The organism is Streptomyces sp. SAI-135 (genome assembly GCF_029893805.1).
In the GTDB taxonomy this organism is placed as follows: domain Bacteria; phylum Actinomycetota; class Actinomycetes; order Streptomycetales; family Streptomycetaceae; genus Streptomyces.
This window is the reverse complement of the sequence record NZ_JARXYP010000002.1, coordinates 553134-577853: the sequence shown is the minus strand read 5'-3', so window position 1 is coordinate 577853 and position 24720 is coordinate 553134. Positions and strand designations below refer to the sequence as shown.

At 70.4% G+C, this 24720-nt stretch carries 3 protein-coding genes (1 of these 3 cut by a window edge); all 3 read left to right on the top strand.

From position 1 onward, the window contains the following. Tightly spaced (each overlapping or abutting the next), the 3 genes in view from M2163_RS07150 to M2163_RS07140 form a layout consistent with a single transcriptional unit that may run on beyond the window. Positions 1–4467: the 3' portion of a non-ribosomal peptide synthetase gene (locus M2163_RS07150; RefSeq protein WP_280893461.1), read on the top strand. Its footprint begins 12003 nt before the window's first position; only the last 4467 of its 16470 coding nucleotides appear in the window; the start codon falls outside the window, past its left edge; it ends in the stop codon at positions 4465–4467. Continuing rightward, positions 4464–18524: a non-ribosomal peptide synthetase gene (locus M2163_RS07145; protein ID WP_280893460.1), complete on the top strand. Its 14061-nt coding sequence runs from the start codon at positions 4464–4466 to the stop codon at positions 18522–18524. The genes M2163_RS07150 and M2163_RS07145 overlap by 4 nt, the downstream gene beginning before the upstream one ends. Then, positions 18442–24720, top strand: a complete 6279-nt coding sequence (locus M2163_RS07140; RefSeq protein ID WP_280897222.1) for a non-ribosomal peptide synthetase — start codon at positions 18442–18444, stop codon at positions 24718–24720. Before M2163_RS07145 ends, M2163_RS07140 begins: the two co-directional genes overlap by 83 nt.

Genomic DNA, 24720 nt, shown 5'->3' with positions numbered 1-24720 from the left:
TTCCGCGTACTGGCGGCCGAGGACCCGGAGTGCTTCGCCGGGACGGTCGAGGTGCTCACCGGCGGTGACGTGGTGTCGGCCCCGGCCGTGGACCGGGTACTGCGGGCCTGCCCGGACGTACGGGTGCGGCACCTGTACGGGCCCACGGAGGTGACCCTCTGCGCCACCCAGGCACAGGTGTCGCAACCGGTGGGATCGGTGCTGCCGATCGGCCGACCCCTGGACGGCGTACGCGCGCTGGTGCTGGACGACTCGCTCCACCCCGTCCCCGCGGGCGTGGTCGGCGAGTTGTACGTCGCCGGCGCCGGCCTGGCGCGCGGCTATGTGGACCGACCGGGCCTGACCGCCGACCGGTTCGTCGCCTGCCCCTATCCGCTCGACGGCGTCGGCTCCGGCGAGCGGATGTACCGCACCGGCGACCGGGTGCGCTGGACCGCGGACGGACAGCTGCTCTTCGGCGGCCGCGCCGACGACCAGGTCAAGATCCGCGGTTTCCGTATCGAACCGGGCGAGGTCGAGGCGGCGCTGCTGGCCCACCCGGACGTGGTCCAGGCCGCCGTCGTGGCCCGCGAGGACACCCCGGGTGACACCCGCCTGGTCGCTTACGCCGTCCCGGTCTCCGTCACCGACACCGGGATCGAGGTCGACCTCGACACCGACGGCGCAGGGCTGCGGGAGTTCCTCGCCGCCCACCTGCCGGACTACATGGTGCCGTCGGCCGTGCTCGTGCTGGACGGACTGCCCCTGACCTCCAACGGCAAGCTCGACCGAAAGTCGCTGCCCGCCCCGCGGTTCACCACCGACACCCCCTCCAGGGCACCCGGAAACGCCCGCGAGGAAGTGCTCTGCCAGGTCTTCGCCGACGTCCTGGACACCGACAGCGGGACCGTCGGCGTGGACGACGACTTCTTCGCGCTGGGCGGGCATTCACTGCTCGCGGTCCGGCTCGTGGAGCGGCTGCGGATGCGGGGGCTCGTGGTGTCGGTCGGTGCGCTGTTCGAGGCGCCGACACCCGCCGGTCTGGCGGCCGTCGCCGAGACCGCCGGCACCACGTCGGACGCGACGGTGGTGGCCTCGGGCGGGATCCCGGTGGGGACCTCGCGGATCACTCCGGAGATGGTGCCCTTGGTCAACCTGTCGGAGACGGAGATCGAGCAGGTTACGTCGTCCGTACCCGGCGGTGCGGCCAACGTGGCGGACATCTACCCGCTGGCGCCGTTGCAGGAGGGGTTGCTGTTCCACCACCTGCTGGCCGAGGGCGGGGTGGACGCCTATGTGACCGTCGTGGTGCTGGAGTTCGACGACGGCCGACGACTCGACGCTTTCACCGCCGCGTTGCAGCAGGTCGTCGACCGGCACGACGTGTTCCGCACGAGCGTGGTGTGGGAGGGCGTCGCCGAGCCCGTACAGGTGGTCTGGCGCGAGGCACGACTGCCCGTCGCCTCTGTGGACTTGGCGCCCGAAACAGTCGCCGATCCGGTGGCGGACCTGATCGGCGCGGTGGGCCGGTCGATGGACCTGGCGGCGGCTCCGCTGATGGACGTACACACCGCCCGTACGGCCGACGGTCGGCACCTGGGTCTGCTGCGGATGCACCACCTGGTCCAGGACCACACGGGCATGGCGCTGCTGCTCGAGGAAGTACGCGCGTTCATGCGCGGCGAAGGTGCGCGGCTGCCCGCTCCGGTGCCCTTCCGGGACTTCGTCGCCCAGGCCCGTACGGAGGTCTCCGCCGAGGAACACGCTGCGTATTTCGCCGAGTTGCTGGGGGACGTGACCGAACCGACCGCGCCCTTCGGACTGCTGGACGTACGCGGCGAGGGAGGCGAGGTCGAGCGCGCACACCGGCCGGTGACCGACGGCGTGGCCGCGCGTGTGCGGCAGGTCGCCAGCCGTCTCGGCGTCAGTCCGGCCACTGTGTGGCACGTGGCGTGGGCACGGGTTCTGGCCGCTGTCTCCGGCCGGGACGACGTGGTCTTCGGCACCGTGCTGCTGGGCCGTATGAGCGCGGGCGCCGGTACGGATCGGGCGTTGGGGCTGTTCATGAACACCCTGCCCGCCCGCGTCGACACGCACGGGGTCGGAGTCAAGGCGGCGGTGGCCGCGATGCGGGCGCAGCTGGCCGGCCTGGTGGCCCACGAGCACGCCCCGCTGGCGGTGGCGCAGCAGGCCAGCGGCATCGTCGGCGACGCGCCTCTGTTCACCTCACTCTTCAACTACCGGCACAGTGACCGAGCCCAGGGCGTGGACGGGTACGCGGACGACAGCCTCGGGATCCGCGCCGTCTCCACCGAGCAGCACGACAACTACCCGCTCAGCGTCTCCGTCAGCGACATGGGCGAGCGCGGCTACGCCCTGAGCGTCGGAGCGACGGCGCCCGCGGACGCCGGGCTGGTGGCCGACCTCGTGCACACCGCGGTCGACAACCTCTCCGCCGCCCTGGAGGCCGCCCTCGACGGTGGCCCCGACACCCGGCTCGCCGCCGTGGACGTCCTCGACGCGGCCCGGCGGGAGCAGGTACTCCGTCGCTGGAACGACACCACCAGCCCGGCTCGCGCCACGTCGGCCCCCACCACGCACGGCCCCGCGCCCGACACCGTCCTCGACAGGTTCGAGGCACAGGTGCGGCGTACACCGGAGGCGGTGTCGGTGGTCGCCGACGGGACCGAACTGTCGTACGCGGAACTCGACGTCCGTGCCAACCGCCTCGCCCACCACCTCGTCGCCCAGGGAGCGGGCCCCGAATCCGTGGTCGCGGTCGTCATGGACCGCGGCATGGACGTGACGACCGCTCTGCTCGCGGTGTGGAAGGCGGGTGCGGCGTATCTGCCGCTCGACCCGCAGCAGCCGTCCGAACGGCTGGGCCACCTGCTCGCCGACAGCGGCACGACCTGCGTCCTGACCTCACGGTCCGTGCGCGCCGTCCTTCCCGAGGCCGGCCCTGAGGCGGACGGGGTGACCTCGATACTCGTCGTGGACGACCCGGTGACCGCCGTACGCCTCGCCGAGCTGCCCGGCACTGCGCCTGTGCGCCCGGACGGTGGCGTGCGGGCGCTGCCCGACCAGTCCGCTTACGTCGTCTACACCTCCGGTTCCACCGGCCGGCCCAAGGGGGTCGTCGTCACCCACCGCGGGCTGGCGAACTACATGGCCGCCGTGCCGGAGCGACTGGGCTGGGGCGGGGCCGGGGAGCGGTACGGGTTGTTGCAGGCGCAGGTGACGGACCTGGGGAACACCGTCGTGTTCACCAGCCTCACCACCGGGGGTCAGCTCCACATCCTCGGGGCCGGGACCGTGGTGGACGCGGAGGCCGTCGCCCACTACCTGCGTGAGCACCGCATCGACCACCTGAAGGCGGTGCCCTCGCATCTGGCCGCGCTGTCCGCCGAGATCGGCATGGGCCCGGTCCTGCCGCGGAGATCGCTGGTGCTGGGTGGCGAGGCGGCCTCGCCGGACTGGGTTCGGGAGGTGCTGGACACCGGGGCGTGTGCGGTGTTCAACCACTACGGGCCGACCGAGACCACGGTCGGCGTCCTGACCACGGCCCTCGACGACGACACCCTCGCCTCCGGTGACCTCCCGGTCGGCGCTCCGCTCGCCGACACGCGGGTCTTCGTGCTGGATCGGTGGCTGCGGCCGGTGGCGCCCGGTGTCACGGGCGAGTTGTACATCGCGGGCGCCCAACTCGCCCGTGGCTACGCCGGCAACGAGCCGCTGACGGCCGAGCGCTTCGTCGCCTGCCCCTACCCGGTCGGCGGCTCGGGCGAGCGCATGTACCGCACCGGCGACCTCGCCCGCTGGACCACCGACGGGCAGATCGTCTTCGCCGGACGGGCCGACGACCAGGTGAAGATCCGCGGGTACCGGATCGAGCCCGGCGAGGTCCAGGCCGCCGTCGCGGCCCACCCGGAGGTCGGACAGGTCGCCGTGGTGGCGCGTGAAGAAGGCCCGGGGAACGCCCGGTTGGTCGCGTACGTCGTGCCCGCGGCGGACCTGACGCAGAAGGCGCCTGCCGCGGAACTCGCCGCCTCGGTGCGGCAGTTCACACACAACCGGCTGCCGGACCACATGGTGCCGTCGACGGTGGTCGTGCTGGACGCGCTGCCGCTGACCGGAAGCGGCAAGCTGGACCGCCGGGCGCTGCCCGCACCGGAGCACACGGCGAGCGGCGGCGCGAGCCGGCCGCCGGCCGACGCCCGCGAAGAGGCCCTGTGTGCCGCCTTCGCCCAGGTGCTCGGTGTGGAGTCGGTCGGAGCCGAGGACGACTTCTTCGCCCTCGGCGGCCACTCGCTCCTGGCCATCAGGCTCATCTCGCGGATCAGGTCCGTCCTCGGCGCCGAGGCGGACATCCGCATGCTCTTCCAGCACCCCACACCGGCCGCGCTCGCGGTCGGTCTGCGAAACCCGAGGCGGTCCAAGCCGGAACGGCCGGCACTGCGGCCGATGCGTAGGGAGACACGTTCATGATCCCTCTGTCCTTCGCGCAGCGTCGGCTGTGGTTCCTGGCCCAGTTGGAGGGCCCGAGCCCGACGTACAACATCCCGATGGTGCTCCGCCTGTCGGGCGACGCCGACCGCGCAGCGCTGGCCGCGGCGCTGCGGGACGTCATCGGCCGGCACGAGGTGCTGCGCACGACGTTCCCGGCCACGGACGGCGAGCCCTATCAGGACATCCGGTCCCTCGACGAACTGGACTGGGCACTGGAGGTGGTCGACCTTACCGGCGCCTCCGCGGCCGAGGTCACCGACGCGGTGACGGAGCGCACCCGGCACCCCTTCGACCTGGCGAATGACCTACCGATCCGTGGCTGGCTGCTGGACACCGGGACCGAGGGCTGTGTCCTGGTGCTGGTCCTGCACCACATCGCAAGCGACGGCTGGTCGAAGCGGCCGCTGGCGCGCGACCTGTCCCTCGCGTACGCCGCACGGTGTGCGGGCCGGGAGCCGGAATGGGCGCCGCTGCCCGTGCAGTACGCCGACTACGCCCTGTGGCAACGGGAGTTGCTCGGTGACGAGAGCGACCCGGACAGTGTCGGGTCCCGCCAGCTGGCCTACTGGCGCGAGGCCCTGCGCGACATTCCGGCGGAACTGGCACTGCCCTTCGACCACCCACGCCCCGCCGTGGCCTCCCACCGCGGCCGATCGAGCGCCTTCAGTCTGCCGGCCGAGGTTCACGCCCAACTCGTGGAGCTGGCACGGTCCGAGGGCGTGACGGTGTTCATGGTGCTCCAGGCCGCGCTGGCGGTACTGCTGTCGCGCCTGGGCGCCGGCACGGACATTCCGATCGGTTCGTCGGTGGCGGGCCGTACCGACGAGGGCCTCGACGACCTCGTCGGGTTCTTCGTCAACACCCTCGTCCTGCGTACGGACCTGAGCGGTGACCCGACGTTCCGTGACGTGCTGGCACGGGTCCGGGAGCGCAGCCTCGAAGCTCTGGAACACCAGGACGTGCCGTTCGAGCGGCTGGTGGAGGAACTGGCCCCCACCCGCTCGCTCGCGCGGTACCCGCTCTTCCAGGTCATGCTCAGCATCCAGAACGTCGAGCAGGCCACCATCGACCTGCCCCGGGCCCACCCCCAGGCGCAGACCGGGGCTCAGGTCCAGCCGGCCGCCGAACCCGGCCGATCCGCACCGGATGCCGTCGGGTCGCCGACGGCCGCGGCGAAGTTCGACCTGGAACTGCTGGTCCGTGAAATCCGCGACGAGCGCGGTCGCCCGGCCGGCATCCGCGGCGCGGTGAACGCCGCCGCCGACCTGTTCGACCAGCCATCGGTGGACTCCCTCGCCGCACGCTGGGTGCGCGCGGTCGAACAGCTCGCGGCCACGCCCGACGAGAGCGTGCACGCCGTGGAACTGCTCACCGACGCGGAACTGCGACGGGTGCTGGACGACTGGAACGACACTGCGGTGGAGCGTCGGGACACGTCGGTGGTCGCGCTGTTCGAGGAGCAGGTGCGGCGGGCGCCGGGTGCGGGGGCCGTGGTGGCGGGTGAAGTGGGTCTGTCGTACGAGGAGTTGGACGTCCGGGCCAATCGGTTGGCTCACTACCTGCGGGGCCAGGGGGTCGGTGCGGAGTCCGTGGTCGCGGTGGCGATGGACCGGGGCGTGGACATGGTCGCGGCGATTCTCGGGGTGTGGAAGGCGGGGGCGGCGTATTTGCCGGTGGATGCGGCTCTGCCGGTGGAGCGGATCGCGTTCATGCTCGCCGACAGTCGGGCCGTGCTGTTGCTGGGCATGGAAGACGTCGTCGGAGACTTGCCGGCCGGTCGGGTGCGGGTGGTCGCGCTGGATGATCCGCTGACAGCGATGCAGCTGGCTGCCGCCGGATCGGAGGCGCCTGGTGCGGAGGTGTGTGCTGATGCGCTCGCGTATGTCATCTATACGTCGGGTTCGACGGGGCGTCCGAAGGGTGTGGCGGTCACCCAGCGGGGGCTTGCGAACTATGTGAGCAGTGTTCCCGGCCGGTTGGGCTGGGGTGAGCCGGGTGATCGGTACGGGCTGCTGCAAGCCCAGGTGACCGACCTGGGCAACACGGTCGTGTTCACGGCGCTGACCACTGGTGGTGAGCTGCACATCCTTGACGCGGACGCGGTGGTGGATGCGGGTGCCGTTGCCCGCTATGTGGCGGAGCACCGGATTGACCACGTCAAGGCAGTGCCTTCCCACCTTGCCGCGCTCTCGTCGGTGGCGGGGATCGGCCCGGTACTGCCCCGTAAGTCCCTGGTGCTGGGTGGTGAGGCGGCCTCGCCGGAGTGGGTGCGGGAGGTCGTGGACGCCGGGGTGTGCGCGGTGTTCAACCACTACGGGCCCACCGAGACCACGATCGGCGTCCTGACCACCGTCCTCGAACGCGAAGCGGTGAGCGGTCAGGTGGTCCCCGTTGGGACGCCCCTGGCCAACACCCGGGCCTTCGTGCTGGATGAGTGGCTGCGGCCGGTGGCGCCCGGTGTGACGGGCGAGCTGTATGTCGCCGGAGCACAACTCGCCCGCGGCTACACCGGGAACGGCCCACTGACGTCTGAGCGGTTCGTGGCCTCCCCATTCCTCCGTGGTGAGCGGATGTACCGCACCGGGGACCGGGTGCGGTGGACTTCCGACGGCAAGGTGGTCTTCGCCGGGCGGGCGGACGACCAGGTGAAGATCCGGGGATTCCGCATCGAGCCCGGCGAGGTCGAAACGGTCCTCGCCGCTCACCCCGAGGTCGACCGGGCCGTGGTCGTGGCCCGCGAGGACACGCCGGGTGACGCCCGGCTGGTTGCCTACGTCGTTCCCGCCGACGCGGACGACGTGCTGGACGAGGCCCAGCTCAAGTCGTTTGCCGCCACCCGCTTGCCGGAGTACATGGTGCCGTCGGCGGTCGTGGTGCTGGACGCGCTCCCGTTGACGTCGAACGGCAAGCTGGACCGGCGGGCGCTGCCGGCACCTGAGTATGCGGCCTCCGGTGGTGTGAGCCGTCCCCCGGCCAACGCCCGCGAAGAAGCCCTGTGCACCGCGTTCGCGCAGGTGCTGGGCCTGGCGCCGGACTCGGTCGGAGTCGAGGACGACTTCTTCGCCCTGGGCGGGCACTCCCTGCTCGCCGTCCGCCTGATCTCCCGCATCCGGGCGCTGCTGGGCATCGAGGTGGAGATCCGGGTGCTGTTCCAGACACCCACCCCCGCCGGCCTTGCTGCCTACATCGAGGATCACGCCCCCGCCCAGTCGCACAGCGCGCTCGTGGCACGAGAACGCCCCGACCGGGTGGCACTGTCCTTCGCACAGCAACGACTCTGGTTCCTGGCCCAGTTGGAGGGGCCGAGCCCGACGTACAACATCCCGATGGTGCTACGGCTGTCCGCGGACGTCGACCGGGCCGCGCTGACGGCGGCGCTGCGGGACGTCGTCGGCCGGCACGAGGTGCTGCGGACGACGTTCCCGGCCGTTGACGGCGAGCCGTACCAGCGCATCACCCCGTTCGACGAACTGGACTGGAGTGTCGAGACAGTCGACCTCGCGGCCGCGTCGGCGGACGAGGTGGCGGCTGCCGTGGCGGAGCGGGGGCAGTACGCCTTCGACCTGGCACGAGAGCTCCCGATCCGTGGCTGGTTGCTGGAGGCGGGTACCGAGGGCTGTGTCCTGGTGCTGGTGGTGCACCACATCGCCAGCGACGGCTGGTCGAAGGGCCCGCTCGGGCGCGACCTGTCCCTCGCCTACGCGGCGCGGTGTGCGGGGCAGGAACCCCGGTGGTCACCGTTGCCGGTGCAGTACGCGGACTACGCGCTGTGGCAGCGGGAGGTACTGGGCGACGAGGACGACGCCGAGAGCCTCATCGCACGGCAGATCACCTACTGGCGCGAGGCGTTGGCGGGAGTCCCGGAGGAACTGGCTCTGCCTGCCGACCGGCCGCGACCGCCGGTTGCCGGCCATCGTGCTCACACGGTGCCCTTCGAGGTCTCGGCCGAAGTGCACGTACGTATGGTCGAGTTGGCCAGGGCCGAGGGCGTGACGGTGTTCATGGTCTTGCAGGCCGCGCTCGCGGTACTGCTGTCGCGCCTGGGTGCCGGTACGGACATTCCGATCGGCTCGGCGGTCGCGGGCCGTACCGACGAGAAGCTGGACGACCTCGTCGGCTGCTTCCTCAACACGCTGGTCGTGCGTGCGGACCTGAGTGGCGGTCCGACGTTCCGTGACGTGCTGGCGCGGGTGCGGGAGCGGAGTCTCGAAGCGCTGGCGCATCAGGACGTGCCGTTCGAGCGGCTGGTGGAGGAGCTGGCGCCCTCGCGGTCGCTGGCCCGACACCCGCTGTTCCAAGTGATGCTCACCCTTCAGAACCTGGAAAGCACGACCGTCGACCTCCCGCGTGCGCAGGCGCAGACGCCGGAGCCGGTGCCGGGAACCACCGGATCCACGACGGCCGTGTCGAAGTTCGACCTCGACCTGGCAGCCAGCGAGACGCATGACGAGGACGGCCATCCGGCCGGGCTGCGGGCCGCCCTGCGGGCCACCGTCGATCTGTTCGACGCGTCGTCGGCTGCTGCGATGGCGGAGCGTTGGGTGCGGGTGCTGGAGCAGGTCACGGCTGAGCCGGATCTTCGTCTGGATGCGGTGGAGGTGTTGTCGGAGGGGGAGCGGCGACAGGCTCTGGTGGAGTGGAACGACACTGCGGCGGTGGTGCCGGATGGTTCGGTGCTGGACCTGTTCGAGGCGCAGGCGCGTCGGGCGCCGGATGCGGTGGCGGTGGTTGCCGCGGATGGTGAGCTGACGTATGCGGAGCTGGATGCTCGCGCCAATCGTCTGGCTCGTCATCTTGTCGCTTCGGGTGTGGGGGTGGAGTCCCGGGTGGCTTTGTGTCTGCCGCGTGGGACGGACATGGTTGCGGCTTTGCTGGGGGTGTGGAAGGCGGGGGCGGCGTATGTGCCGGTGGATCCGGAGTATCCCGCCGAGCGGGTGGCGTATCTGCTCGCGGACAGCGGTGCCGCCTGCGTACTGGCCCATCGCGAGACGGCGGCCGAGCTCTCATTGGACGCGATCGGCGTTCGTACCATCTGGCTCGACGATGCCGCGACGGTGGCCGAGATCGACTCCCGTAGCGACGCACTCGTGCGCGACCCTGAGCGCGGCGGTGCCGTGCTGCCTTCGACGCTGGCGTACGTGATCTATACGTCGGGGTCTACCGGGCGTCCCAAGGGTGTTGCGGTCGAGCATGCTGCGGTGCGCAATCTGGCGTCGGTGTTCGTGCCGGTGATGGGTGCGGAGCCGGGGGTGGGGGTGTTGCAGTTCGCGTCGTTTAGTTTCGATGCTTCGGTGCTGGATGTGGCGGTGGCGTTGTCGTCCGGGGCCACGTTGATGGTGGCCGGCCACGAGGAGCGGGAGCAGCCGACGAGGCTGCGTGAGTGGGCCGGTCTGCACGCGGCGAGTGTGGTGCCGTCGCTGCTGGAGGTGCTGGAGCCGTCGGACCTGTCCGAGGTGCGTACTCTGCTTGTCGGTGCTTCGGCGATCAGTGTGGCGAGGGCGCAGGTGTGGGCGTCGAGCCTTCGCCTGGTGAACACGTATGGGCCGACCGAGTCCACGGTGATGGTCACCGCGGGCGTGGTGGACCCGGCTCATCCCGGACCGGTGCCGATCGGCTCACCGATCGCGAACACCCGCCTGTATGTGCTGGACGAGTGGCTGCGGCCGGTCGCCCCCGGAGTGACGGGGGAGCTGTATATCGCGGGCGCCCAGCTCGCCCGCGGCTATGTGGGTAATCCAGTGTTGTCGGCGGAGCGGTTTGTCGCCTGCCCGTTCTCCGCAGGTGAGCGGATGTACCGCACCGGGGACCGGGTCCGGTGGGCGAGCGATGGGCAGTTGGTGTTCGCCGGCCGGGTCGACGACCAGGTCAAGATCCGCGGCTTCCGTATTGAACCCGGTGAGGTCCAGGCCGCGATCGCCGCACACCCGCATGTCTCGCGGACGGCTGTTGTCGCCCGGGACGACCTGGCCGACGAGTTGCGGCTGGTCGCGTACGTCGTACCGGATCAGGAGACTTCACCTGGGACCGATCTGGCGGCCGACATCAGGGAGTTCACCGCATCCCGGCTGCCGGAGTACATGGTGCCGTCGGCGGTGGTGGTGCTGGATGAGCTGCCGTTGAATGCGAACGGCAAGGTGGACCGCGCGGCACTCCCCGCTCCCGAGTACGTGGGCAGCGGCTCGGGCCGTGTCCCGGCCGATGTCCGCGAGGAACTGCTCTGCGCCGCCTTCGCCCACGTCCTCGGTCTGGAATCGGTCGGCGTGGACGACGACTTCTTCGCCCTCGGCGGGCATTCACTCCTCGCCGTCCGCCTCATCTCCCGCATTCGGGTGGTACTCGGCGAGGAAGTGGAGATCCGTGCCCTGTTCCAGGCCCCGACACCCGCACGACTCGCGGCACACCTGACGACCGCACGCAGCGGCCAGGCCCGCCCCGCACTGACGGCCGGCGCCGAGCGGCCGGACCGGATCCCGCTGTCGTTCGGGCAGCAACGGCTCTGGTTCCTGGCCCAGTTGGAGGGCCCCAGCCCGACGTACAACATTCCGACGGTTCTTCCCCTCGCGGCAGACGTGAACCGGGACGCGCTGGCCGGGGCGTTGCGGGATGTGCTCGGCCGGCACGAGGTGCTGCGTACGACCTTCCCCGCCGTCGACGGGGAGCCGTATCAGCAGGTGACTCCTGTCGAGGAGGTGGCGTGGGATCTGGAGACGGTCGATCTCACCGGTGCCTCGCCCGACGAGGTCGCCGCGGCGATCGGCGAGCGGGCGGGGTATGGCTTCGACCTGACCTCCGAGTTGCCGGTCCGGGGTTGGCTGTTGGAGATCGACGCCGAGGCGTGTGTGTTGGTGCTGGTGGTGCACCACATCGCGGGCGACGGCTGGTCGATGGGTCCGTTGGCACGGGATCTGTCTGTCACGTATGCGGCGCGGTGTGACGGCGGACGGTCGCCGGAGTGGACGCCGCTGCCCGTGCAGTACGCCGACTACGCCCTGTGGCAGCGGGAGTTGCTGGGCGACGAGGACGATCCGTCGAGTCTGGTTGCCCGGCAGGTGGCTTATTGGCGCGAGGCGCTGGCAGGCTCTCCGCAGGAGCTGGAGCTCCCCTTCGACCATCCGCGCCCCGCTGCCGCCAATCACCGGGCACATGTGAGTGAGCGCAGGGTGGCCGCCGATGTGCACGCGCGGCTGCTGGAGGTGGCACGGGCCGAGGGCGTGACGGTGTTCATGGTCTTGCAGGCCGCGCTCGCGGTGCTGCTGTCGCGCCTGGGTGCAGGTACGGACATTCCGATCGGCTCGGCGGTCGCGGGCCGTATCGATGAGAAGCTGGACGACGTCGTCGGGTTCTTCGTCAACACTCTCGTCATCCGCACTGATCTGGCCGGTGACCCGACGTTCCGGGATGTGCTGGCAAGGGTGCGGGAGCGGAGCCTCGAAGCCCTGGCGCACCAGGACGTGCCGTTCGAGCGGCTGGTCGAGGAACTGTCCCCGACCCGCTCGCTGGCCCGGCACCCCCTCTTCCAGGTCATGCTCACCCTCCAGAACCTGGAGAGCCAAGCTGTCGGCCTGCCGCGCCCCGAGACGACTCTGCCGGCTCCGGCGGGCGCCCCGGCGACCACCGTGTCGAAGTTCGACCTCGACGTGACCGCCGCTGAGTTGCGCGACGAACAGGGCGCTCCGGCCGGGCTGCGTGTCGCTGTACGGGCGGCGACCGACGTCTTCGACGCGTCGTCGGCTGCTGCGATGGCGGAGCGTTGGGTGCGGGTGCTGGAGCAGGTCACGGCTGAGCCGGATCTTCGTCTGGATGCGGTGGAGGTGTTGTCGGAGGGGGAGCGGCGACAGGCTCTGGTGGAGTGGAACGACACTGCGGCGGTGGTGCCGGGTGGTTCGGTGCTGGACTTGTTCGAGGCGCAGGTGCGTCGGGTGCCGGATGCGGTGGCGGTTGTGGCCGAGGACGCCGTCCTCACCTATGCGGAGCTGGATGCTCGCGCTAATCGTGTGGCCCGTCATCTTGTTGCTTCGGGTGTGGGGGTGGAGTCCCGGGTGGCTTTGTGTCTGCCGCGTGGGACGGACATGGTTGCGGCTTTGCTGGGGGTGTGGAAGGCGGGGGCGGCGTATGTGCCGGTGGATCCGGAGTATCCCGCCGAGCGGGTGGCGTATCTCCTCGCGGACAGTGGTGCCGTCTGTGTGCTGGCCCACCGGGAGACGGCTGGGCAGCTGTTGGCGGACGTGTCCGACGTGCGGGTGTTGTGGCTGGATGATCCTGAGGTCTCCCGTGGCATCGAGGGCCTGGACGGCTCGGCACCGGATGTGGTCCGGTGTGTGGAGAGTCTTGCCTATGTGATTTATACGTCGGGGTCTACCGGGCGTCCCAAGGGTGTTGCGGTCGAGCATGCTGCGGTGCGCAATCTGGCGTCGGTGTTCGTGCCGGTGATGGGTGCGGAGCCCGGGGTGGGGGTGTTGCAGTTCGCGTCGTTCAGTTTCGATGCTTCGGTGCTGGATGTGGCGGTGGCGTTGTCGTCCGGGGCCACGTTGATGGTGGCCGGCCACGAGGAGCGGGAGCAGCCGACGAGGCTGCGTGAGTGGGCCGGTCTGCACGCGGCGAGTGTGGTGCCGTCGCTGCTGGAGGTGCTGGAGCCGTCGGACCTGCCACACGTGCGGACGCTGCTCGTCGGTGCTTCGGCGATCAGTGTGGCGACGGCGCAGGTGTGGGCCTCAAACCTTCGCCTGGTGAACACGTATGGGCCGACCGAGTCCACGGTGATGGTCACCGCCGGTGTGGTGGAGCCGGCTCATCCCGGACCAATCCCGATCGGCTCACCGATCGCGAACACTCGCCTGTATGTGCTGGACGAGTGGCTGCGGCCGGTCGCACCCGGCGTGACGGGTGAGTTGTATATCGCGGGCGCCCAGCTCGCCCGTGGGTATGTGGGCAACCCGGTACTGACGGCGGAGCGCTTCGTGTCCTGCCCGTTCTCCGCAGGTGAGCGGATGTATCGCACCGGGGACCGGGTCCGGTGGGCGGTCGATGGCCAGTTGGTGTTCGCCGGCCGGGTCGACGACCAGGTCAAGATCCGCGGGTTCCGTATCGAGCCCGGTGAGGTCCAGGCCGCGATCGCCGCACACCCGCGCGTCTCGCGGACGGCTGTCGTTCCCCGGGAAGACACCGTCGGCGAACTGCGCCTGGTCGCCTACGTCGTCGGGGACCAAGGGACGTCAGCGACCGACCTCGCGGCCGAAATCAAGGAGTTCACCGCATCCCGGCTGCCGGAGTACATGGTGCCGTCGGCGGTGGTGGTGCTGGACGAGCTGCCGTTGAATGCGAACGGCAAGGTGGACCGCGCGGCACTCCCCGCTCCGGAACAGGCAACCGGCGCCCCTGGCCGTGTCCCGGCCGATGTCCGCGAGGAACTGCTGTGCGCGGCCTTCGCCCACGTCCTCGGTCTGGAATCGGTCAGTGTGGACGACGACTTCTTCGCCCTCGGTGGGCATTCGCTCCTCGCCGTCCGCCTCATCTCCCGCATTCGGGTGGTGCTCGGCGAGGAGGTGGAGATCCGTGCCCTGTTCCAGGCCCCGACACCCGCTCGACTCGCGGCGCACCTGACGACCGCACGCAGCGGCCCGACCCGACCCCCGCTGACGACCCGCGCCGAGCGGCCGGACCGGACCCCGCTGTCATTCGCGCAGCAACGACTGTGGTTCCTGGCCCAGTTGGAGGGCCCCAGCCCGACGTACAACCTCCCCATGGCGCTGAACCTGTCGGCCACCATCGACCGCACGGCACTGGGGACGGCGCTGCGGGACGTACTCGGCCGCCACGAGGCGCTGCGCACCGTTTTCCCGGCCGTCGACGGGGAGCCGTACCAGCGGGTGACCCAGGTGGAGGACCTGGCGTGGGAGCTGGAGTCCGTCGATCTCACCGGTGCCTCGCCCGACGAGGTCGCCGCGGCGATCGGGGAACGGGGTCGGTATGCGTTCGACCTGACCTCCGAGTTGCCGGTCCGGGGTTGGCTGTTGGAGATCGATGCGGAGACGTGCGTGTTGGTGCTGGTGGTGCACCACATCGCGGGCGACGGCTGGTCGATGGGTCCGTTGGCACGGGATCTGTCTGTCGCGTATGCGGCGCGGTGTGACGGCCGAGCGCCCGAGTGGGCGCCACTGCCGGTGCAGTACGCCGACTACGCCCTGTGGCAGCGGGAGTTGCTGGGCGACGAAGAGGACCCCTCGAGCCTGCTTTCCCGGCAGGTCACCTACTGGCGCGAGGCGTTGGCAGGCATTCCCGAGGAACTGGCCCTGCCCGCCGACCGTGCGCGCCCGGCAGCCGCCGGTCATCGCGCTCATACCGTGCCCTTCGAGGTTCCGGCCGAGCTGCATGCCCGTTTGGTGGAGGTGGCGCGGGCCGAGGGCGTGACGGTGTTCATGGTCTTGCAGGCCGCGCTTGCCGTGCTGCTGTCGCGGCTCGGTGGGGGTACGGACGTGCCGATCGGTACGGCGGTGGCGGGGCGTATGGACGAGGGCCTGGACGACCTGGTCGGGTTCTTCGTCAACACCCTCGTCATCCGCACTGATCTGGCCGGTGACCCGACGTTCCGGGATGTGCTGGCAAGGGTGCGGGAGCGGAGCCTCGAAGCGCTGGCGCACCAGGACGTGCCGTTCGAGCGGCTGGTGGAGGAGCTGGCCCCGACGCGCTCGCTGGCCCGGCACCCCCTCTTCCAGGTCATGCTCACCCTCCAGAACCTGGAGAGCCAAGCTGTCGGCCTGCCGCGCCCCGAGACGACACTGACGGCCCCCGTGGGATCAGCGACGGCCGTGTCGAAGTTCGATCTCGACATGACTGTCAGCGAGTCGCACGACGAGCACGGTGACCCTGCGGGGCTGCGCGTCATCCTGCGGGCGACCACCGACCTGTTCGACGCCCCGTCCGCCGCCGCTCTCGCCGACCGCTGGAATCGGGTCCTGCAACAACTGCTCACCGCGCCCGAACTGCGCCTGCACGCTGTGGACGTGCTGACCGAACCGGAGTACGAGCAGGTCGTCACGGAGTGGAACGACGCTGCGGTGGTGCCCGATGAGGCTTCCCTGGCGGAGTTGTTTGCGGTGCAGGTGGGGCGGTCGCCGGATGCGGTGGCGGTGTCGTGTGAGGGTGAGGCTCTGACGTATGCGGAGCTGGATGTGCGGGCGAACCGGCTGGCTCACTGTCTGATCGGGATGGGTGTGGGGCCGGAGTGTGTGGTGGCGGTGGTGATGGACCGTGGTGTGGACACGGTCGTGGCGTTGTTGGGTGTGGTGAAGGCGGGGGCGGCGTATTTGCCGGTGGATCCGCAGCAGCCGGTGCAGCGGCTGGGGTTCATGCTGGCTGACAGTGGTGTGGTGTGTGTGGTGGCGTCGGGTTCGGTGGCAAAGGTGCTGGCGGGTTCGGTGGGTGAGGTGCCGCTGCTGGTGGTGGATGATCCTGGCACGGTGGCGGAGCTGGCTGCGATGCCTGAGGATGCGCCGCGGGTGGGGGTGGTGCCGGATCATCCGGCGTATGTGATCTATACGTCGGGTTCGACGGGGCGTCCGAAGGGTGTGGTGGTTACGCACCGGAATGTGGCGCATTTGTTTGCGTCGGCGCGGGGTGTTTTCGAGTTCGGGCCGGATGAGGTGTGGAGCTGTTTCCACTCGTTCGCTTTCGATTTCTCCGTGTGGGAGATGTGGGGTGCCCTGCTGCATGGCGGCCGGGTGGTCGTGGTGGGTTTTGCGGTGTCGCGGTCGCCGGTGGAGTTCCTGGAATTGTTGGTGCGGGAGCGGGTCACCGTTTTGAGTCAGACGCCGTCGGCGTTCTATCAGTTGATGGCGGCCGAGGCGGCCGAGGCGGCCGGTGCGGGGCTGGGTGAGCGGCTGGCGTTGCGGTATGTGGTGTTCGGCGGGGAGGCACTGGATCTGGCTCGGCTGGAGGGCTGGTTCGGGCGTCGTGCGGTGGGTGGGCCGGTGTTGGTGAACATGTACGGGATCACGGAGACGACCGTGCATGTGAGTCATCTGGCGCTGGACGCCGCGATGACCGGAAGCGGCGGTGGTGGCGGTGGTGGTGGTGGTGGGGGGAGTCTGATCGGTCGGGGTATTCCGGGGTTGCGGACGTTTGTGCTGGATGCGGGTCTGCGTCCGGTGCCGCCGGGGGTGGCGGGTGAGTTGTATGTGGCTGGTGGTGGTCTGGCGCGTGGGTATGTGGCGCGTGCGGATCTGTCGGCGCAGCGGTTTGTGGCGTGTCCGTTCGGTCGTGGTGAGCGGATGTATCGCACGGGTGATCTGGCGCGGTGGAGTGGTGCGGGGGTGCTGGAGTATCTGGGGCGTGCGGATGAGCAGGTCAAGATCCGTGGTTTCCGGATCGAGCTGGGTGAGATCGAGACCGTCCTGGCCGGCCATCCCGCTATCGAGCAGGCCGCAGTAACCGTCCGCGAGGACTCTCCGGGCGAGAAGAGGCTGATCGCCTACGTCGTGAGCGGTACCCATGGTGCGGGTCCCGACGAGGCGGCTGACCTCCGCGACTACGCAGCCGACCGGCTCCCGTACTACATGGTCCCCTCCGCCGTCGTTACCCTCGACCACCTCCCCCTGACCGTCAACGGAAAGCTCGACCGCAAGGCGCTGCCCGCCCCCGACTACGCCACCCCGGGCGATCGCGGCCGCGCCCCCGCGAACGCGCGGGAGGAGTTGGTGACGCAGGTCTTCGCCGAGGTTCTGGGCGTCGACGAGACAGGGGTGGACGACGACTTCTTCGCTCTGGGCGGGCATTCGATGCTGGCGGTGCGCTTGGTGGAGCGGCTGCGGGTGCGCGGGCTGGCGGTGTCCGTTCGGTCCCTGTTCCAGGCGCCAACTCCCGCAGGACTGGCCGCCGTCGCCGAAGCGACGGACGACGTTTCACAGGACCCGTCGGAGCCCGCCAGGGGCGGCATCCCCCTGGGCACGACGTCGATCACGCCGGAGATGATCCCGCTGGCGAAGCTCTCGGCGGCGGAGATCGACCGCGTGACGTCGTCGGTACCCGGCGGCCCAGCGAACGTCGCGGACATCTACCCGCTGGCACCGCTCCAGGAGGGGCTGCTGTTCCACCACCTGCTGGCCGAGGGCGGGGTGGACGCCTATGTGACCGTGATGGTGCTGGAGTTCGACGACAGTCGGCGGCTGGAAGCGTTCACGACCGCACTCGGGCAGGTCATCGACCGCCACGACGTGTACCGGACCGGAATCGTCTGGCAGGGCGTCTCCGAGCCGGTTCAGGTGGTCCTGCGTCAGGCGGAACTGCGGGTCCACTCCGTGCTCCTGGACGCACAGGCGACCACCGACCCGGTCCCGGCGCTGGTACGAGCGGTGGGCCGGTCGATGGACCTGTCGCAGGCACCGTTGCTGGACCTGCACACCACCCGGACCGAAGACGGCCGGCACCTGGCACTGCTGCGGATGCACCACCTGATCCAGGACCACACCGGTATGGCACTGCTCCTGAAGGAGCTGCGGGCCTTCATGGTGGGCGAGGGCGACCAGTTGGCGACGCCGGTGCCGTTCCGGGACTTCGTGGCCCAAGCCCGCACCGAGGTCTCCAGCAGTGAACATGCCGCGTATTTCGCGGAGTTGCTGGGTGATGTCACCGAACCGACGGCGCCGTTCGGGCTGCTGGACGTGCACGGCAACGGCGATCAGGTGGCCCGCGCCCACCGCTCGGTGACGGACGCGGTGACCGAGCGGGTCCGTCGCGCGGCCCGGAGTCTGGGGGTCAGCCCGGCCACGGTGTGGCACGTCGCCTGGGCCCGAGTGCTGGCGGCGGTCGCGGGCCGCGACGACGTGGTCTTCGGCACCGTACTGCTGGGCCGGATGAGCGGCGGCGCCGCGTGCGGATCGGGCGCTGGGGCTCTTCATGAACACTCTCCCCGCCCGCGTCGGCACACGTGGCATCGGGGTGACCGCGGCGGTGGCCGCGATGCGCGCCCAACTGGCCGAACTGGTGGCGCACGAACACACCCCGCTGGCGGTCGCCCAGCAGGCCAGCGGCATCACCGGTGACGCGCCCCTCTTCACCTCCCTCCTGAACTACCGCCACAATGACCGCGACATCGTCGGAGCAGCCCCCGTCGACCCTCGCGACGCACAGCTCGGTGTCCGCGCTCTCTACACGCAGGAGAGCGGCAACTACCCGGTCATCGTCTCCGTGAACGACCACGGTCAGCGGGGCTACACCCTGAGCGTGGAGGCCGTGGAGCCGGCGGACGCGAACCTGGTCGCCGACCTCCTGCACACCGCGGCCGACAACCTCTCCGCCGCTCTGAATGCCGCCGTGGACGGCGGCCCGGACACCGAACTCGCCTCCGTCGATGTTCTGGACGCCGCCCAGCACGAGCAGGTGCTCCGCCGCTGGAACGACACTGCGGCGGTGGTGCCGGGTGGCTCGGTGCTGGACTTGTTCGAGGCGCAGGCGCGTCGGGTGCCGGATGCGGTGGCGGTCGCGGCCGAGGACGCCGTCCTCACCTATGCGGAGCTGGATGCTCGCGCCAATCGTGTGGCCCGTCACCTTCTTGCTGTGGGTGTGGGGGTGGAGTCCCGGGTGGCTTTGTGTCTGCCGCGTGGGACGGACATGGTTGCGGCTTTGCTGGGGGTGTGGAAGGCGGGGGCGGCGTATGTGCCGGTGGATCCGGAGTATCCCGCCGAGCGGGTGGCGTATCTGCTTGCGGACAGCGGTGCCGCCTGCGTACTGGCCCACCGGGAGACGGCTGGGCAGCTGTTGGCGGACGTGTCCGACGTGCGGGTGTTGTGGCTGGATGATCCCGAGGTCGTCCGCGGCATCGAGGGCCTGGACGCGTCGGCACCGGATGTGGTCCGGTGTGCGGAGAGTCTTGCCTATGTGATTTATACGTCGGGTTCTACCGGGCGTCCCAAGGGTGTTGCGGTCGAGCATGCTGCGGTGCGTAATCTGGCGTCGGTGTTCGTGCCGGTGATGGGTGCGGAGCCCGGGGTGGGGGTGTTGCAGTTCGCGTCGTTCAGTTTCGATGCTTCGGTGCTGGATGTGGCGGTGGCGTTGTCGTCCGGGGCCACGTTGATGGTGGCCGGCGGCGAGGAGCGGGAGCAGCCGACGAGGCTGCGTGAGTGGGCCGGTCTGCACGCGGCGAGTGTGGTGCCGTCGCTGCTGGAGGTGCTGGAGCCGTCGGACCTGTCCGAGGTGCGGACGCTGCTTGTCGGTGCTTCGGCGATCAGTGTGGCGACGGCGCAGGTGTGGGCGTCGAACCTTCGCCTGGTGAACACGTATGGGCCGACCGAGTCCACGGTGATGGTCACAGCCGGGGTGGTGGACCCGGCTCATCCCGGACCGATCCCGATCGGCTCACCGATCGCGAACACCCGCCTGTATGTGCTGGACGAGTGGCTGCGGCCGGTCGCCCCCGGAGTGACGGGGGAGCTGTATATCGCGGGCGCCCAGCTGGCCCGCGGCTATGTGGGCAACCCCGTCTTGACGGCGGAGCGCTTCGTGTCCTGCCCGTTCTCCGCAGGTGAGCGGATGTATCGCACCGGTGACCGGGTCCGGTGGGCGAGCGATGGCCAGTTGGTGTTCGCCGGCCGGGTCGACGACCAGGTCAAGATCCGCGGGTTCCGTATCGAGCCCGGCGAGGTCCAGGCCGCCATCGCCGCACACCCGCGCGTCTCCCGCACCGTGGTGATCGCCCGGGAAGACACCGTCGGCGAACTGCGCCTGGTCGCCTACGTCGTACCGGACCAGGAGACTTCACCCGGGACCGACCTCGCGGCCGAAATTAGGGAGTTCGCCGCGTCCCGGCTCCCCGCGCACATGGTTCCGTCCGCCGTCGTTGTCCTCGACGAACTGCCACTCAACGTCAACGGCAAGGTGGACCGCGCGGCACTCCCCGCTCCGGAACACGCAACCGGCGCCCCAGGCCGTGTCCCGGCCGATGTCCGCGAGGAGTTGCTGTGCGCGGCCTTCGCTCACGTCCTCGGTCTGGAATCGGTTGGCGTGGACGACGACTTCTTCGCCCTCGGTGGGCATTCGCTCCTCGCCGTCCGCCTCATCTCCCGCATTCGGGTGGTGCTCGGCGAGGAGGTGGAGATCCGTGCCCTGTTCCAGGCCCCGACACCCGCTCGACTCGCGGCGCACCTGACAACCGCACGCAGCGGCCCGACCCGACCCCCGCTGACGACCCGCACCGACCGTTCAGAACGCGTACCGCTGTCGTTCGGCCAGCAACGCCTCTGGTTCCTGGCGCAGTTGGAAGGGCCCAGCCCGACGTACAACATCCCCACGGTTCTCCGACTCTCGGCGGATGTGGACACGGTGGCTCTCGCCGCCGCACTGCGTGACGTCCTCGGTCGGCACGAGGTGCTGCGCACGACCTTCCCCGCTGTCGACGGGGAGCCGTACCAGCACGTCGTACCGCTTGATGAACTCGACTGGGAACTGGAGATCGTAGACCTCGACGACGCGTCGGCCGAGGAGGTGTCCGAGGCGGCCACGCAACGGGCGCGGTACGCCTTCGACCTGGAGCACGAGATACCCGTACGGGCCGCGCTGCTCCGGAAGGGGGATGCCGGGACGGCACTGGTGCTCGTGGTGCACCACATCGCGGGCGACGGGTGGTCCATGGGTCCGCTGGCGCGCGACCTGTCGACCGCGTACGCGGCGCGGAGCGATGGCGACAGGTCACCGGACTGGGCGCCGCTGCCCGTGCAGTACGCGGACTACGCCCTGTGGCAGCGGGAGTTGCTCGGCGACGAGGACGACTCGGACAGCCTGATGTCCCGCCAGGTGGCCTACTGGCGCGAGGCATTGGCCGGCGCTCCGGAGGAACTCGACCTTCCCTTCGACCACCCTCGGCCCCCGACGGCGACACACCGCGGCCACACTGTGCCCCTGGCCGTACCGGGCGAAGTGCACGCCAGACTCGCGGAGTTGGCCCGTGCCGAGGGCGTGACGGTGTTCATGGTGCTGCAGGCCGCGTTCGCGGTGCTGCTGTCGCGCCTGGGTGCCGGTACGGACATTCCGATCGGCTCGGCGGTCGCGGGCCGTACGGACGAGGGCCTGGACGACCTGGTCGGCTTCTTCGTCAACACCTTCGTCATTCGAACCGACCTGACCGGCGATCCCACCTTCCGGGACGTGCTGATCCGGGTGCGGGAGCGCAGTCTCGAAGCGCTGGCGCACCAGGACGTGCCGTTCGAGCGGCTGGTGGAGGAGCTGGCCCCGACGCGCTCGCGGGCCCGGCACCCGCTCTTCCAAGTTGTCCTCAGCATGGAGAACGTCCAACACACGGCTGTCGACCTGCCTCGTGCGGACGCCCCCGAGGGCAAGGGTGAGGACGCGTCAGCCGGAGGTGCCGGCCCGCTGACCGCGGCCGCGAAGTTCGATCTGGAACTGACGGCCAGGGAGACGCTGGACGCGAACGGTCGGCCCGCCGGACTGCGAGGCGTGGTCACCGCCTCGGCCGACGTGTTCGCCCCGGAGACCGTCCGCCTGCTGGCCGAGCGGTGGGTGCGTGTGGTGGAGCAGGTGGCCGCCGTTCCTGAGCGCAGTCTTCACGAGATCCAGGTCCTCGGAGATGCCGAGCGACAGGAGGTGCTGACGGCCTGGAACGACTCCGCTGCCCCGGTGCCCGCCCGCACGGCGGTCGAGTTGTTCGAGACGCAGGCGCAGCGCACGCCACAGGCACCCGCGCTGCTGGGTGACGGTGTGGAGATCTCGTACGCCGAACTGGACGCCCGAGCAGATCGGTTGGCGCGGCACCTGGCCGACCGGGGCGTGGGGGCGGAGTCGGTGGTCGCGGTCCTGCTGGAGCGCGGCGCGGACCTGATCACCTCCCTCCTCGGCGTCCTGAAGGCGGGCGCGGCGTATCTGCCGATCGACCCGCAGCAACCGCCCGAGCGACTGGGGCACATGCTCGCCGACAGCGGCACCGTGCACATGCTCACCTCCCGGGCCTGCGCCGGACTCGTGGACGAGGTCCCTCTGGCGGCCGCGCTGCCGTGCACCGTGGTGGACGACCCGGAGACGGCCGCCCTCATCGACACTGGGGTCGGCGACTGCAACGACGCCGCCGTCGGTAAGCGCCAGGACCGGCACCCCAGCTCCGCCATCGCCCCCCACCAAGCCGCCTACGTCATCTACACCTCCGGCTCCACCGGCCGCCCCAAGGGCGTGGTGCTCTCCCACGCGGGCGCCGTGAACCTCGCCGAGGCACAGCGCCGGCGCCTCGGCGTCGGACCGGGCGACCGCGTGCTGCAGTTCGCCAGCGTCGGCTTCGATGCCGCGACCTGGGAACTCCTCATGGCACTGGGCGCCGGTGCAGCCCTGGTGGTGGCGCCGGCCGCAACCCTGGCGCCGGGCACGGGTCTGGCCGAGGTCGTGGACCGCTGGCAGGTCACCCATGCGACGCTGCCTCCTGCCGTACTGGCAGTGGAACAGCCCACGGACTACGCCTGCCTCCGCACCCTCGTGTCGGCCGGCTCGGCGCTGGATCCGAAGGTGGCCGAACGCTGGGCCCAGGGAAGGGAGTTGATCAACGCCTACGGGCCCACCGAGACCACCGTGTGCGCGACCATGTCCGCGCCCTTGGCCCCCGAGCGGGTGGCAGCCGGCGACATCGGCATCGGCGGTCCCGTCGCCAACACCCGCCTGTACGTGCTGGACGAGTGGCTGCAGCCCGTACCGGTCGGGGTGACAGGTGAGTTGTACGTGGCCGGGGCAGGCGTGGCCCGTGGCTACGCGGGCCGGGCCGGGATGACGACGGAACGGTTCGTGGCCTGCCCGTTCGTCCCCGGGGAGCGGATGTACCGCACCGGTGACCGGGTGCGCTGGACCACCGACGGCACGCTCGCCTTCGCCGGACGAACCGACGACCAGGTCAAGATCCGCGGTTTCCGGATCGAGCCCGGCGAGATCCAGGCCGTACTCACCGCGCACCCACGGATCGCCCAGGCGGCGGTGATCGCCCGCGAGGAGATCCCGGGCGAGCCCCGCCTGGTCGCCTACGTCGTCCCGACCGACGACACTGCCGGCATCAAGGAGGCATCCGAACTGCCCAACAGGCTCAGGATTTTTGCAGGTGACCGTCTGCCCGAGTACATGATCCCGACAGCGTTCGTCGTCCTTCCCGACCTGCCGCTCACCGTGAACGGCAAGCTCGACCGCGCCGCCCTGCCGGTCCCCGAACGGACCCTCGGGGAGCGGGCCCGCGGCACCCGCCGCGGCCCCGGCACGGTCCTGGAGGACCTGCTCTGCGAGGCGTTCGCCGAGGTGCTCGGCCTGGAGTCGTTCGGTGTCGACGACAACTTCTTCCAGAACGGCGGTCATTCACTGCTGGCCGTCAAACTCGTCGCACGCCTTCGTGAACGCGGCGTCTCGGTCACCGTCGGCACCCTGCTCGCGGCACCCACGGTCGCCGAGCTGCTGAACCGGATGGACCTCTCGTCCGTGGCCGACTCGCTGGACGTGCTCCTCCCCATGAAGACCGACGGCACCCACGCCCCGTTCTTCTGCGTCCACCCCGCCGGCGGCCTCGCCTGGTCCTACAGCCCGCTCGTCCGCCACGTACCGAAGGAGACGCGCCTGTACGGGCTGCAGGCCCGCGGCTTCGACGGGAGCGGCCAGTTCGCCGCCTCCGTCACGGAGATGGCGTCCGACTACATCCAGCAGATCCGCACGATCCAGGAGACCGGTCCGTACCACATCCTCGGCTTCTCGGCCGGCGGCATCCCGGCCCACGAGATGGCCGTACAGCTGGAGGCGGCGGGGGAGGAAGTCGTACTCGTCATTCTCGACGCCTATCCCGAGGACCCGGCCGCGGAGTCGGAGCCGGAAGCGGGTCCTGGTGCCGGCCGCGACGATGCGGATCCCGACGTCGGGGACCGGCCGAGGCGAGGCCCCGACATGGACCGTCTGGTCGCCAGGATGCAGGCGGAAGCCGGCGAGACGCTGGGCGGTCTCTCCGACGCGGACATCCGGACCTTCGCCCGGATCTACCTCAACAACGCCTCGATCAACGCCGAACACCGCTGCGGCCGGTTCGGCGGTGACGTCCTGCTGATCGTCGCCGAGGCGGACAAGGCCGACGACGAACCCACCGCCGAACGCTGGCGGCCCTACCTCTCCGGCGCACTCACCGTGGAACGTGTGCCCTGCCGGCACACGGACCTGCTGGCGCCCGACAACCTCGGCGCGGCCTGGGCGCGGATCGCCGCCTGGCGCGGCCTGGAGAACTGA

Excerpts from the sequence above, each read along its gene's own strand:
- M2163_RS07145 (WP_280893460.1), top strand. The coding sequence starts at position 4,464 with ATGATCCCTCTGTCCTTCGCGCAGCGTCGGCTGTGGTTCCTGGCCCAG.
- M2163_RS07140 (WP_280897222.1), top strand. The coding sequence starts at position 18,442 with ATGCGCGCCCAACTGGCCGAACTGGTGGCGCACGAACACACCCCGCTG.